Origin of the sequence: Rhizobium sp. RU35A, from assembly GCF_900156005.1 — a bacterium.
GTDB classification, from domain to species: domain Bacteria; phylum Pseudomonadota; class Alphaproteobacteria; order Rhizobiales; family Rhizobiaceae; genus Neorhizobium; species Neorhizobium straminoryzae.
Genome location: NZ_FTMR01000007.1, coordinates 12,666 through 25,866 on the forward strand (window position 1 = coordinate 12,666; position 13,201 = coordinate 25,866).

The 13,201-nt window shown below is 63.1% G+C and carries 17 protein-coding genes and 1 tRNA gene; 14 read left to right on the plus strand and 4 right to left on the minus strand.

The window, feature by feature from the left end; translation table 11 throughout:
• Window positions 1–31: 31 nt before the first annotated feature.
• The 5 genes from F3H95_RS16060 (at window position 32) to F3H95_RS16080 (ending at window position 1,744) form a co-directional block, all read left to right on the plus strand.
• Entirely contained in the window at window positions 32–484 is a 453-nt protein-coding gene (locus tag F3H95_RS16060) for a DUF5681 domain-containing protein (protein ID WP_210248568.1), read from the plus strand.
• Window positions 484–765, plus strand: coding sequence for a hypothetical protein (locus F3H95_RS16065; protein WP_149746741.1), 282 nt, complete (start codon window positions 484–486; stop codon window positions 763–765). The genes F3H95_RS16060 and F3H95_RS16065 overlap by 1 nt, the downstream gene beginning before the upstream one ends.
• Complete coding sequence (locus tag F3H95_RS16070; protein WP_149746742.1) at window positions 762–941, plus strand: hypothetical protein; 180 nt, start codon at window positions 762–764, stop codon at window positions 939–941. Before F3H95_RS16065 ends, F3H95_RS16070 begins: the two co-directional genes overlap by 4 nt.
• Window positions 942–1,298: 357 nt before the next feature.
• Window positions 1,299–1,484, plus strand: coding sequence for a DUF2158 domain-containing protein (locus F3H95_RS16075; protein ID WP_149746743.1), 186 nt, complete (start codon window positions 1,299–1,301; stop codon window positions 1,482–1,484).
• The gene (locus tag F3H95_RS16080) at window positions 1,481–1,744 is read left to right on the plus strand and encodes a hypothetical protein (protein ID WP_149746744.1); all 264 of its coding nucleotides are present in this window, start codon (window positions 1,481–1,483) and stop codon (window positions 1,742–1,744) included. Before F3H95_RS16075 ends, F3H95_RS16080 begins: the two co-directional genes overlap by 4 nt.
• Before the next feature lie 63 nt (window positions 1,745–1,807).
• Here the strand turns inward: F3H95_RS16080 and F3H95_RS16085 are convergent.
• Window positions 1,808–1,897, minus strand: a tRNA-Ser gene (locus F3H95_RS16085).
• Between the two features lie 397 nt (window positions 1,898–2,294).
• Between F3H95_RS16085 and F3H95_RS16090 the strand changes: the two genes are divergently transcribed.
• On the plus strand, window positions 2,295–3,725 hold the full coding sequence (locus F3H95_RS16090) for a lipopolysaccharide biosynthesis protein (protein ID WP_188134404.1): 1,431 nt from the start codon (window positions 2,295–2,297) through the stop codon (window positions 3,723–3,725).
• A gap of 14 nt (window positions 3,726–3,739) precedes the next feature.
• On the opposite strand, the gene F3H95_RS16095 is transcribed toward F3H95_RS16090, so the two are convergent.
• On the minus strand, window positions 3,740–4,114 hold the full coding sequence (locus F3H95_RS16095) for a VanZ family protein (protein ID WP_185969707.1): 375 nt from the start codon (window positions 4,112–4,114) through the stop codon (window positions 3,740–3,742).
• A 359-nt stretch (window positions 4,115–4,473) separates the two neighbouring features.
• Between F3H95_RS16095 and F3H95_RS16100 the strand changes: the two genes are divergently transcribed.
• The 7 genes from F3H95_RS16100 (at window position 4,474) to F3H95_RS16130 (ending at window position 11,945) form a co-directional block, all read left to right on the plus strand.
• Complete coding sequence (locus tag F3H95_RS16100) at window positions 4,474–5,640, plus strand: septal ring lytic transglycosylase RlpA family protein (RefSeq protein ID WP_149746952.1); 1,167 nt, start codon at window positions 4,474–4,476, stop codon at window positions 5,638–5,640.
• A gap of 64 nt (window positions 5,641–5,704) precedes the next feature.
• Window positions 5,705–6,883 (plus strand): D-alanyl-D-alanine carboxypeptidase family protein, encoded by a 1,179-nt coding sequence (locus F3H95_RS16105; protein ID WP_149746746.1) that lies wholly within the window; start codon window positions 5,705–5,707, stop codon window positions 6,881–6,883.
• Window positions 6,884–6,959: 76 nt separating this feature from the next.
• The gene (gene tmk, locus F3H95_RS16110) at window positions 6,960–7,643 is read left to right on the plus strand and encodes a dTMP kinase (RefSeq protein ID WP_149746747.1); all 684 of its coding nucleotides are present in this window, start codon (window positions 6,960–6,962) and stop codon (window positions 7,641–7,643) included.
• Entirely contained in the window at window positions 7,640–8,668 is a 1,029-nt protein-coding gene (locus F3H95_RS16115; RefSeq protein WP_149746748.1) for a DNA polymerase III subunit delta', read from the plus strand. Before tmk ends, F3H95_RS16115 begins: the two co-directional genes overlap by 4 nt.
• 101 nt (window positions 8,669–8,769) lie before the next feature.
• Window positions 8,770–10,329 carry a methionine--tRNA ligase gene (gene metG / locus F3H95_RS16120; protein ID WP_142880907.1) on the plus strand — a complete coding sequence of 520 codons (1,560 nt, stop codon included), beginning with the start codon at window positions 8,770–8,772 and terminating at the stop codon, window positions 10,327–10,329.
• Between the two features lie 9 nt (window positions 10,330–10,338).
• Entirely contained in the window at window positions 10,339–11,121 is a 783-nt protein-coding gene (locus F3H95_RS16125; RefSeq protein ID WP_149746749.1) for a TatD family hydrolase, read from the plus strand.
• The gene (locus F3H95_RS16130) at window positions 11,094–11,945 is read left to right on the plus strand and encodes an MBL fold metallo-hydrolase (protein ID WP_244618041.1); all 852 of its coding nucleotides are present in this window, start codon (window positions 11,094–11,096) and stop codon (window positions 11,943–11,945) included. Before F3H95_RS16125 ends, F3H95_RS16130 begins: the two co-directional genes overlap by 28 nt.
• 152 nt (window positions 11,946–12,097) lie before the next feature.
• Here the strand turns inward: F3H95_RS16130 and F3H95_RS16135 are convergent, their stop codons facing one another.
• On the minus strand, window positions 12,098–12,490 hold the full coding sequence (locus F3H95_RS16135) for a nuclear transport factor 2 family protein (protein WP_244618042.1): 393 nt from the start codon (window positions 12,488–12,490) through the stop codon (window positions 12,098–12,100).
• Complete coding sequence (locus tag F3H95_RS27175; RefSeq protein WP_185969708.1) at window positions 12,487–12,651, minus strand: hypothetical protein; 165 nt, start codon at window positions 12,649–12,651, stop codon at window positions 12,487–12,489. The genes F3H95_RS16135 and F3H95_RS27175 overlap by 4 nt, the downstream gene beginning before the upstream one ends.
• Before the next feature lie 373 nt (window positions 12,652–13,024).
• Between F3H95_RS27175 and F3H95_RS27180 the strand changes: the two genes are divergently transcribed.
• Complete coding sequence (locus F3H95_RS27180) at window positions 13,025–13,183, plus strand: hypothetical protein (protein WP_185969711.1); 159 nt, start codon at window positions 13,025–13,027, stop codon at window positions 13,181–13,183.
• The last annotated feature ends 18 nt before the right edge of the window (window positions 13,184–13,201 follow it).

Here is a 13,201-nt window from a genome sequence, read left to right on the forward strand (position 1 = left end):
GCACTCTGATTAGTTCATGGAGCAGCACTGCATGGCGGATGTATCGCAACCGGATTGGATGCAGGGGTTCGAGGCCAAGCCTGCGAAGTGGACCCCCGGCATGAAAAGCCCGAATCCAAAGGGGCGTCCGAAGGGCATTGTGGACAAGCGGCAGAAGCTACAAGCCGCCTTTGCCGACGAAGCGGCTGACATCGCCCGCGTGGTGATCGACAAAGCTCTGGAAGGTGACATGCAGGCAGCGAATATCGCGCTGGCGCGTATTGCTCCACCGCTTCGCGCCGCTGCAGAGCGGGTTCAGTTTGAGTTGGCCCCCGAACGCCCCTTGTCAGAACAGGCTACCCAAATCCTTCTGGCGGTCGCCGATGGCAAGGTGGACCCGGAGACCGGTAAAACCCTGATTGCCTGCTTGCAGGCCGTTTCGGGCATCAAGGCGACCGAGGACCTTGAACAACGCATCATCATTCTGGAGGCGAAGCAGGCCTGATGACCATCATTCCGACCAGACGCAACACCGTCTACGCCTACGACCCCTTGCCCGAGGACACGCGCGCCGATGTGACGCTCGTGGGCAAGGACATGAACGGCAAGCCCGTTCGCCATCTGCTGCTCACGCAGACCATCGACAAATATCAAGATGCGATCCGCTGGGCTGTCGAGATGGCCGACTTCATGGAAGGTCCCATTGAGATCGTAACCATGACCGAGGCCGAATTTGAACTGCGCCGCGAGCGCAAGCTGTACGCTGGCATGGGGATTCTGCGGTGAAGAACAATGACATTGATAACCACAACGGCCCTGAGCAAACCCCGCCAACGCCCGACGACATCAAGGCCGTTGAGAAGCGCAGACTTGAGCGGCTGGAATTCGAGCAAGCCTATAGTGACTTGAATCTACGCCGCGTCCTTGCTCTCGGGCATGCCCTGTCACGGCGGAAGGGCTGACCACATTGGCGGCCCCGCGCTCACTTCTCGCACGAGTCCGCAAGCTGGAAGAAGCACGCGCCCCGGCCCAGTCGCCTATTGAGCAATGGTACGGCTCATTCGGCAGTTTCGAAGATGACGCGCGGGCGCAAGTCGAGGCCGGAGTTCTCGACCGCACCGATATGTTCGGCGAGACCGGCGAAGGCGGCGTTATCCGCGCGCTTCGTGCTTGGCACGAGCAAGGCCTATTCAGCATGTGGGAGCGCAACCGGGTCTGGGAGCGCTCGCGATAGTGAATTATCGAAGCGCGCGAGGTGTTTGCCATTGCAACCTTAGCCGCCGATTTCCATATTACTCCCATTGAAACGGGAGGACTAAATGGCCGGAAATAAGTTTAAAGCAGGTGACCTTGTCCAGTTGAAGTCTGGCGGCCCTACAATGACTGTTGAGAAATTCATGCAGCACAACGAGTCATACCGTTGCACTTGGTTTGCCGGTGCGAAGCACAATCGCGAAGACTTCGCAGAGGAAGCAATCGAACTCTACTCGGATGACAAGAAATGACGCCGGCCGAAGCTGCTGATTGGATGGTGGAGCAACTGGAGGCAAAACGCTACCTCGATCAAGAGACGGTGGCGTGGGAGCTTCATAGGCAAGACGACAGTCTCACCTATACCAATGCCAACGGCAACCTAGGAATCAGCAAGGCGGTGCTTGCTGCGTTCAACAAGCTAACGTCCAATGGGGATGTGGTGTGGTCACGCTCGGAACGCCAGTGGCGCTATCGAGCTAACTGGGACAAGCCGGGACGACAGCAAGATTAGCAATCCCTGAGCCTCTTTTGATGCTCAGGACTCACAGGAAAATCATTTATATCAACGAGTTAGTGGCGGATGGGGTGGGATTCGAACCCACGGTACGGTTCCCCGCACGCTAGTTTTCAAGACTAGAGCCTTCAACCACTCGGCCACCCATCCATTTTGCCCAACGGCTAGTATTGCGCTATACCACAACTAACCGCGAGACCAAGACCCAACGCAAGCGATTGGGTTTATTCACTGTTTTCCTTCGCCCGGCACCAGCGGCACAAGTTTTCAAGACCGGTTCCTTAAACCACTCGGACACTCTTCCGGATGCCTTCGGCGCCATGCGCCACGGTTCGGCGGTGGGTTTATCGTGCAGGCCGGGGGTCCGTCAACTGGCGATCAACGATGCTGCAATGCAACACGAGCCCCATTCACCGCTCGGTTTCTCTTGCGTTGCAGCAATACTGCCCTAGATCGGCCATGGAATGCCGTTTGGCTGCACCGAAACGGCAAAGCTTGGCTTCGATCCTTCCGGCACTGTTCCGGAACGATGCGGCAGGAGAGGTTGATGGCAGAGCAGCGGAAGACCTTGACCAGCGTTGTCTGGAGCATTTCGTCCAAGATCGCCATCTTCACCCTGAAATTCATCAGCGTCCCGATTCTGGCCCGCTACCTTTCGCCGGAAGAACTTGGCATGGTGGCGAGCGGCATGATCGTCATCACCTTCCTGCTGATGTTTGCCGGCGCGGGCCTCACGGCCGGACTGATCCGCGACGCCCGTGAAGATGCCGTCAGCGACGATACCGTGTTCTGGACCAATCTTGCGGTCTCGGCCCTCCTGGCGGTCGCCGTCTTTGTCTGGGCCGATCCGCTGGCAACGCTGCTTGGTGCGCCGGAAGCCAGCTGGCTGCTGCAGGTCTTCTCGCCGCTCTTCGTGCTTTATCTGGGGCCGGATGTGGCAAGCTCTCAACTGGCCCGGCGCATGGCCTTCGATCGCGATGCCTTCGTCACCGTGGTTGCCGAAGCCTTGGGCGCGATGGCGGCGATTGCCGTCGTGCTCGGCGGCTACGGCATCTGGGCGCTGATCGTCCAGCTCTATGTCAGCGCCATCCTTCGCTTTCTCGGCCTGTTTATCGCAGCCGGCTATCTGCCCGGCCTGCATTTCTCCTCGATCGAGTTGAAACGCCATATGAGCTACGGGGCAAGGTTGGTGGGGGCAGATTTTGTCAACTTCCTGTCCTTCCAGTCGCCCATCGTCATCATCACCCGCATGCTGGGCCTGCCGCAGGCCGGCACGTTCAACCTCACCAACCGCCTGTCTGATCTTCCGAACCAGATCGTGCTGACGGGGCTGATGAGCGTGCTGTTTCCCTCCTTCAGCCGTATGAACGAGGATACTGCCCGGCAGGCCGAGGTGCTGTCGCGCACCACCCGCGCCACCACGCTGCTGCTCGCGCCGCTGCTGTTCGGCATCTGGGCGGTCTCGGAGCCGACAATGACCGTCGTCTTCGGCGAGAAATGGGCCTTTGCCGCACCGGTGCTCGGGCTTCTCGCCGTATCCAAGGGCATCATGTCCCCCTGTGGCAGTTTCATTCCCTATCTGAAGGCCACCGGCCATGCCTCCGTGCTCTGGTGGTTCGGGCTCGGACGAGCGATCACCGTGGTGGCGGCCATGACGCTGGGCGCCTGGTGGGATGGGCTGGAAGGCCTGTGCCTGGCGCTCTGCATCGCCAACGTCTTCGTGCTGCTTGCCTATCTCGCCGTCGTGCTGAAAGTGGCGCGGCTGCCGCTGGCGCAGGGCATGCGCGACACGCTTCTGCCGCTGGCCGTCGCTGGCGCCATGGCGATCGCCGTGCGGCTGGCGCAGGGGGAGGGGCTGATCATCTTCCACGGCGCCGTGCTGCAGCTTGCGGCAGGCGTTGCGCTGGGTGGCGTCGTCTATGCGCTGCTTCTCGCGCTGACGCAGAGACGGCTTGTTCTCGATCTTGTCCGCCGCTGACAGTCGCCCGGCAATCAGCGCCGCCGGCGCGCCGCAAGCACGTGTCGGGCGCGCAGGTGCAGAGACTGCCAGCTCCAGGCCAGCAACGCGCCGCAGGCCGCCCCCATGCCTTTGACGGACGCATCCAGCAGATGCGCATGGCGCGTCGGTGCCAGCAGTTGCAGCGCCTCAATGGCGCCGGCGCTGGCGACCAGCAGCACGAGAAGCACAAGCGGTCGCCGTGGATAGGCCATCACGAACAGAAAGGCCATCACGGCAAAGGCGAGCGCGCGGTCGAGATTGACCGGCAGCGGATCATGCGGACGAAGTCCGATCGGCGAAACGGTCACGAACACGATGGCGGCGAGCGAGAGCCAGGCCAGGAAACGAAAGGGACGGGGAGACATCATCACGTCACATTGCAGCCGTCTGCCGGGGAGGCAAGGCAACAAGACGTGATCACAAGGCAGAAGGGTTTCCAATCCTGTACTGATTCGACTGGGGAGGCCAAAACATCAATTCTTCATTAACCATGATCTCATCGAATTTTCCTTATCCCCTGTTTTGGATCGCATTTTAGCCACGTTACAGGCAAGACTGCCGGGCATGAGCCTGAGCATTAACCATAGATGCAAAAAGGCGCGGGGGGACACATCCGGACGAGGACCTGGATGAACCTCAAAGCGGCGTGGGACACGATTTGACTTCTTATTCTGGTAAACTTCGGCTGGGTGCGCGGTGGCTGAGCTTGACGCTCGTCTGCATCGGCATGGCATCCTGTGCGGGCAACCCGACGACGGTTGCCAAGAAGGGCAAGAGCAAGAGCAAGGAATATTTCGCCGAGAGCGAATATGGCGTGAAGGCCAGCCCGCGGGTGATCGCGGACGGCCAGCCGGTGCCGCGGGGCGGCGGCCGCTTCCTGGTGGGCGACCCCTATGAAGTGAAGGGCAAGACCTATGTGCCGAAGGAAGATCCGAACTACAACAAGTCGGGCCTTGCCTCCTGGTACGGTTCCGCGTTCCATGGGCGCATGACCGCCAACGGCGAAGTCTATGACAGCGACTACATCTCGGCCGCTCATCCGACCTTCCCGCTGCCGAGTTATGCGCGCGTGACCAATCTCGATACCGGCTCCTCGGTGATCGTACGCGTCAACGATCGCGGGCCCTTCCACCCGGGCCGCGTGATAGACGTTTCGGAAAAGACCGCCGAACTTCTCGACTTCCGCCGCACAGGGACAGCCCGCGTCAACGTACAGTATGTCGGGCGCGCCCGCATGGACGGCCGCGACATGCCCTTCCTGATGGCCTCCTATGTCCGCAAGGGCGAGCGCGTACCAGGGGTCATCAACCCGGAAGGCCAGATCGCATCGGGCGTGATGGTGGCGTCCAACCGGTCGCTCGGGGATGATCTGCAGAGCTATGGCAGCCGCACTTCGTCGCAGACGGCCTTTGCAGGCTCCACGCCACAGGGCAAGCCGGCCAAGGTGAAGCCGCTCAGCGCCTCCTTCGAGGAAGCGGTCAGGTCCTATGACGCGCCGCAGGCCAAGCCGGCCCCGGCAGCCCGTCCGGCACCTGCTGTTGCCCAGCGCCAGCCCGTCCAGCCTCAGCCGGTGGTTCGTCAGGCAGCCCTGCCGCAGCCTGTTGCTGTCCAGCGCAAGCCTGCTCCCGTCGTGCAGCCGGCCGTACCGGTGATGCGACAGGCGCAGATGGCAGCACCAGTCCAGGCAGCCCCGGCCCACCGGGCGGAGCCGTCGCGGATCGAGGCACCGAAGGTCGCTCCGGCCAAGGCGCGCCCGGCCATGGAAACGGCATCTGCCGCGCCGGCACCGAGCGCCAAGACCCCGCGCGTGATGTTCGGCAATGTGGTGCTGCGCGAGGATGGCGTTCTCGAAACCGATGGCGGCGGAGCCGCGCCGAAAGCCGCGCGGCGCTGAACGCGCGGTTGCACCGGCCGGCCATGCTTGTTAGGCATGGCCGATGCGGTTGAAGAGTGTCCTCATGCGCTGGCCTGACCTTTCAAAGTTCCTGACAGCATGCGTCGTGGCCTGTGCGGCTGCGTTCCCCACGCCCTACGCCAGGGCAGCAGACGAGACCCGCCTGCCGGGGCTCAAATCCCGGCAGATCTATCTGGTCGAAGACAAGTCCGGCACGGTGCTGCTGGCGCAGAACGAGAATCAGGCATTTCCGCCCGCCTCGCTTGCCAAGCTGATGACGATGGATCTCGTCTTCGAAGCCCTGAAGCAGGGCGAGGTGACGGCGGATACCACCTACCGGGTCTCCGAAAATGCCTGGCGCAAGGGCGGCGCGCCCTCCGGCACGACGACCATGTTTGCCGCGCTGCGCTCCGAAATCCGCCTCGAGGATCTGATCAGGGGCGTCATCATTCACAATGCCAATGATGCCTGCATCATCCTCGCCGAGGGCCTTAGCGGGTCTGAAGCCCGCTTTGCCGAGCGCATGAGCGCGCGCGCACGCGATCTCGGCCTGACCCGCAGCCTGTTCGGCAATGCCACCGGCCTGCCGTCCGAGGAAAGCCGCTCCACGGCGCGCGACCTCGTGGAACTGGCCCGCCATATCTATCACCAGTACCCGGACTATTACCGGCTCTACGCCCAGCCGGATTTCGAGTGGAACAAGATCTTCCAGCGCAACAAGAACCCGCTGTTGTCACTCGGCATGGGCATTGACGGGCTGGGCGCCGGCTATGCGGAAGGTTCCGGCTTCGCGGCGGTTGCCTCCGTCGAGCGGGACGGCACGCGCCTGTTTCTTGCGCTCGGCGGCCTGCAGAGCGACAAGGACCGCCAGGACGAAGCGCGCCGCGTGCTGGACTGGGCGCTGTCGTCGTTTACCACCCGCGTGCTGTTTCAACCGGGCGAGGCGATCGGTCAGGCTTCGGTCTATGGCGGCGACCGCCATGCAATCGATCTCGTGGCGCGCGAGGCCGTGGATGTCTATGTACCCTCACGCAATGCAGAGCGTTTGTCGGGACGTATTGTCTATCGCTGGCCGCTGCGCGCGCCGGTCGCCGAAGGCCAGCAGGTCGGCGTCCTGAAGATCTTCGAGGGCGAGCGGCCGCTGAAGGAGGTGCCGCTTTATGCGGCCGCGCCGGTGGGGCAGGGATCGCTCGTCTCGCGCGCCACCGATGCGCTCCTCGAACTTGCCCTGTTCTGGCTTTAACGCAGACCGCGCGGTTTCGCATTGTGGCGCAATCGGCTAGAACCGAGTGCAGCAGGACAGGAAAAGCGACGGAAAAGTGGTCAATACACCCGGATTGTTCGTGAGTTTCGAGGGCGGGGAAGGGGCCGGCAAGTCCACCCAGATTCGCCGCCTGGGAGAAGCGCTGAAGGCGGCCGGCCATGATGTGGTGGTCACGCGGGAGCCGGGCGGTTCGGCCGGCGCGGAAGCGGTGCGCCATGTCATTCTCTCCGGCGCGGCCGAACCCTTTGGCGTACGCATGGAAGCCATGCTGTTTGCCGCCGCGCGCGCCGATCACGTCCGCGCCCTGATCCGTCCGGCGCTCGCCGCCGGCAAGGTGGTTCTCTGCGACCGCTTCATCGATTCCTCCCGGGTCTATCAGGGCATTACCGGCGATCTCGACCCCGTCTTCATCGAACGGCTGGAGCGGGTGGCGATCGACGGCGTGAAACCGGATCTGACCCTGATCCTGGACCTGCCCGCCGCCGAGGGGCTCGCGCGCGCCGGCCGCCGCAGCGCAGCCGCAGCTGCGGGGCAGGCGGTGTCGCCCGACCGCTTCGAGAAGGAAGAGATCGCCGTGCACGAGACGCGCCGCCAGGCCTTTCTCGCCATTGCCGCCGCGGAACCCGACCGTTGCCGCGTGCTCGATGCGGCGCGCGACGAGGCCACGATTGCCGAAGAGATCCTGCAACTGGTAGAGGCCAGCCTTGCAGAACGGATGGCGGAGACAGGCACGGCATGAGCGAGGAAGGCCACGGCATTCTGGAGGGTGCGGTTGCGCCGCAGGTCAATCCGCACCTGTTCGGGCACGCCGATGCGGAAGATTTCCTGGCGCGCTTCTATCGGTCCGGCCGCAGCCACCATGCGATTCTGATCGAGGGACCGGAGGGCATCGGCAAGGCAACGCTCGCCTTCCGCTTTGCCAATCACGTGCTCTCCCATCCGGCGCCTGCCAGCGCGCCCGAACGGCTTGGCGACCCCGATCCGAACACGCCGGTCAGTCGGCAGATCGCGTCGGGTGCCTCGCACAATCTCCTGCATCTCACACGGCCGGTGGACGAAAAGACCGGCAAGGCGAAGACGGCGATCACCGTCGACGAGGTCCGAAGGGCAGGGCACTTCTTTTCCCAGACCTCGGGCACGGGCAACTGGCGCATCGTCATCATCGATCCGGCCGATGACCTCAACCGCAATGCCGCCAATGCCATCCTGAAAATCCTCGAGGAGCCGCCGAAGCGGGCGCTGTTTCTGGTGCTGAGCCATGCGCCGGGACGGCTGCTGCCGACCATCCGCTCCCGCTGCCTGCCGCTGAAACTGTCGCCGCTTTCCCGTCCGGATCTGGCCAAAGCCCTGACGTCCCTCGGTCTCGCCCCGGATGGCGGGCGCACCTCCGAAGACGTGCTCACCGAGGCGGGTGGAAGCGTTTCACAGGCGCTGAAGCTTCTGAACTACGGCGGCACGGAGATCGTTGCCGCCTTCAACGAGGTGCTGCAGTCCTCCGGCCCCGCCGCGCGGCGCGCCATGCACCGGCTGGCGGATGTGCTCTCGGCCAAGGACAATGACGTGATCTTCGGCTTCTTCCTCGATCACCTGCGCGAGCATCTGGTGGAGCGCGCGCGGGCCGCCGCATTCGCTGGCGATCTGGCCGGCGCCGACCGCGCCTCGCGCCTGTCATCCGAGATCGGCGAGCGGATCGGCATCTCGCAGGCCTACAATCTCGACCGCAAGCAGACGATCCTGTCGCTGCTGGAGGATGTGACGCGGTAGCGGGCTGGGGTATCAAACGGAAACTTGCTGTTTCGCATCCGCGAAACTTGCGTTAAGACGCGGACCAGAGAACCTGAACAAGAACGGTAATGCTGGCCGCAATGTCCACGAAGACCCCCTACTACATCACGACCGCCATCTCCTATCCGAACGGCAAGCCGCATATCGGCCATGCCTACGAGCTGATCGCGACCGACGCCATGGCGCGTTTCCAGCGGCTCGATGGCAGGGATGTGTTCTTCCTGACGGGAACGGACGAGCATGGCCAGAAGATGCAGCAGACGGCCCGCAACGAAGGCATCACGCCGGAAGCCCTTGCCGAGCGCAATTCCAATGAATTCCGCGCCATGGGCGGACTGCTCAACGCCTCCAACGACGATTTCATCCGCACCACCGAACAGCGCCACCACCTGACGGTGCAGGAGGTCTGGCGCCGCATGGCCGCCAATGGCGACATCTACAAGGACAGCTATGCCGGCTGGTATTCGGTGCGCGACGAGGCCTATTACCAGGAAGAGGAAACCGAGGTGCGCCCCGACGGCGTGCGCTACGGACCGCAGGGCACGCCTGTCGAATGGGTGGAGGAGGAAAGCTACTTCTTCCGGCTCTCGGCCTATGAGGAGAGGCTGCTTGCGCTCTATGACGCGCAGCCGGATTTCATCGGTCCGTCCGAGCGCCGCAACGAGGTGGTATCCTTCGTCAAGTCGGGCCTGAAGGATCTCTCCATCTCGCGCACCACCTTCGACTGGGGCATCAAGGTGCCGGACGATCCGAAGCACGTGATGTATGTCTGGGTCGACGCGCTGACCAACTACATCACCGCCACCGGCTATGTGGACGACCAGAACGGCCCGCGCGCCAAATACTGGCCGGCCGATGTGCATATCATCGGCAAGGACATCATCCGCTTCCACGCCGTCTACTGGCCGGCCTTCCTGATGTCGGCGGGTCTTCCGCTGCCGAAGCGCGTCTATGCCCACGGCTTCCTGCTCAACAAGGGCGAGAAGATGTCGAAGTCGCTCGGCAACGTGGTTGATCCGGTCAATCTGGTGAACCATTTCGGCCTCGACCAGGTGCGCTACTTCTTCCTGCGCGAAGTGTCCTTCGGCCAGGACGGCAGCTATTCGGAAGAGGCGATCGCCGCCCGCATCAATGCCGATCTCGCCAACGGCATCGGCAATCTGGCCTCGCGCTCGCTGTCGATGATCGCCAAGAACTGCGAGGGCAAGATCCCGCAGCCGGGCGAACTGACAGATGCGGACAAGGCCATTCTCGCCACGGCCGACGAGGCGATTGCCGTCTGCCGCGAGGAGATGGGCCGCCAGCAGATCCACAAGGCGGTGGCTGCGATCATCAACATCGTCAACGAGGCCGACCGCTATTTCGCCGCCCAGGAGCCCTGGGTGCTGCGCAAGACGGATGTGCCGCGCATGGAAACGGTGCTGTGGGTGACGGCCGAAGTGGTGCGTGAAATCGCCATCCTCTTCCAGCCGATCATGCCGCAGTCTGCTGCGAAGATCCTCGATCTGGTCGCGGTGGCGGAAGAGGATCGCGGCTTCGACAGGCTGGGCGAGGCGGGTCGTCTGCAGCCCGGCACGGAACTGCCGGCACCCTCGCCGGTGTTCCCGCGTTATGTTGCGCCGGACGCCGACAAGGCCTGAGACATCATCATGCTGATCGATACCCACTGCCATCTGGATTTTGCCGATTTCGACGCCGAGCGCGACGAACTGGTCCAGCGCGCCCATGCGGCGGGCGTGTCCCAGATGGTGACCATCTCGACGCGGGTGAAGAAGCTTCCGACCCTGCTTGCACTGACGGAACGCTATCCCACCGTGTTCTGCTCGGTCGGCACGCATCCGAACAATGCCAATGAGGAACTGGACGTCACGGCCGACGATCTGGTGCACCTCGCCGAAAGCCACGAGAAGATCGTCGCGATCGGCGAGGCGGGCCTCGATTACTTCTACGACACGCAGACGCCCGCCGACCAGCAGACCGGACTTCGCCGTCACATCGAGGCGGCGCGACGCACGCAGCTGCCGCTCGTCATCCACAGCCGCAGCGCCGACGAGGACATGGCGGCGATCCTGCGGGACGAAACGGGGAAGGGCGCCTTCCCCTTCATCCTGCACTGCTTCTCCGCCGGACAGGCGCTCGCCGATTGCGGCGTGGAACTCGGCGGCTACATCTCCTTTTCCGGCATCCTGACCTTCCCGAAGTCCGAGGAGATCCGGGAGATCGCCAAAACCGTGCCGCTCGACCGGCTGCTGGTGGAAACCGATGCGCCGTATCTTGCGCCCAAGCGCTGGCGCGGCAAGCGCAACGAGCCGTCCTACGTGGTCAACACGGCAGAAGTGCTGGCCGAGGTGAAGGGCATCTCCTACGAGGAGATGGCGCGGATCACGACGGAAAACGCATTCCGTTGCTTCTCGAAGATGACCAGGGTGTAGGTTCGGTGCAGGGGTTTCGGCAGCGCTTCACCATTCTCGGCTGCTCCTCGTCGCCCGGCGTGCCGCGGCTCGATGGCGATTGGGGCGCCTGCGACCGGACCGACCCGCGCAACCGCCGCCGCCGTGCCGCCTTTCTGGTGGAGCAGGTCGCACCGGACGGCGCCAAGACCACCGTGGTGATCGATACCGGCCCCGATTTTCGCGAACAGATGATTTCGGCCGGCGTGACGCGGCTCGACGCCGTTCTCTACACCCATGCCCATGCAGACCATCTGCACGGGATCGATGACGTCCGCGGCTACTTTCACGCCCAGCGTCAGCGCATTCCGATCTTCGCCGATGCCTTTACCATGGAGCGGATCCGCCAGGGTTTTGGCTACTGCCTGGAGACACCGCCGAGCGGCAATTATCCGCCGATCGTTCAGCCGAATCTGATCGAGGATCTCACCGCACCGATCGCCGTCAGCGGTCCGGGCGGCACGATCGCGTTCCGGGCGCATCGCCAGGTGCATGGCGACATTCACTCGCTCGGCTTCCGCATCGGCAACGTGGCCTATTGCAGCGATGTCAGCGACTTTCCGGCGGAAAGCCTGGACAGCCTGCAAAGCCTCGACGTGCTCATCATCGATGCGCTACAATACAGGCCGCATCCGAGCCATCTGTCGCTGGAACAGGCGCTCGACTGGATCGAGCGCCTGAAGCCGAAACGCGCCATCCTGACCCACATGCACATTCCGCTCGATTACCAGACGGTGATGGCAGAGACACCGGCGCATGTGGAACCGGCCTATGACGGCCTCAGCTTCGAACTTGACGCGATCTGAGGGCACCACGCCAACCAACTGATCATCTTCGCAAAGCCCATTTGTTCCATAATCTACCTTATCCTGCATTTGTGTTTCAGGGGGGCAGTTTCCATTTCGAAGTGCGACCCAGCACCTCCTCTTGCGTTGATCGGCGGCGGTGCGCGGCGATGTCAGATGGTGGGATGAAGCCGCGGTTCGCCCAGCTTGAACCAGGCCTTGGCGATCTTGCCATCGGCGACCTCGTAGAGACAAATGACCTCCACCTCACCCTTTCCCTCTGGAAAGTTGCGGGTGACGATTTCGTGGTCGATGACGAGATTGCCGAGGCTCGTGCGGCTCAGCAATCGCCCATGCAGATCCGGTTCAAGGAAGCGCGTGACATGGCGCGCCCGGATCGCATCTGCGCCCTTCGCCAGCAACTGGTCGGGGAACGCGTAATAGAGGCAGTCGTCCGCCCACCAGCGCATGAAGGCGTCGATGTCGCGTGCATTGTAGGCCTTGAGCTGTTCCTGCACCGGCCAGGCCGGATGATCGGAACTGACGGCTTCGCCCGGCAGGCTCACGTCGGAAGGCCGCTTGATGGCGCGATGAACTGGAAATAGGCCCAGACAAGCACGAGGCCAATCAGGATGGCTGCAGCGACCAGCGCCTTGCGCAGGCCCGGCGGCACCTGACGCGGCGGCTTCTGGGGCTTGGGGCGTTGGAACTTGATGACGTTGTTCATGACGGTCCTGACAGGCGCTGCACACCTGCATTCCCTATCCGATTTTACCCCTTCGTTCCAGAGAGATGACAGCGGACCGGGCGCATGGATGCGACGCGCACAGGCAGCCTCTCCGTGACTGGCCTGTCGCGCCAATTTTCCGCTTGGTACAACCGAATCTGTTGACGGGACGGCGCGAAGCAGTGATGTGTGCCCCAGATGATTCAAGGGTGCCCCGTCCGGGGCGATGGCGCAGCAAGCCCGACCGGATGGATCGTTCGTCAGCCACCTCTGGCCTGCCGGCAACTCTGCCGCGCAAGTCAGGCGCAAGGTGGCGCGCCTAATCTTGGCTCCAACCGCCGGGATGGACACGGCGCAGACAAGGGGCATGAACATGAACGAGTTGGATGGGCAGATGGAACTTCGGGACACGGCGATCGCACTCTTCCTGGAGGAAAACGATCTCGACCAGATCACCGATATTCTCGTGGCCGCGCTGGACGATGCGCTTCGGCTGATGGCCGAGGAAATCGCCCAGGACACGGTGCACTGACAGCCTGCAGCACCCCGT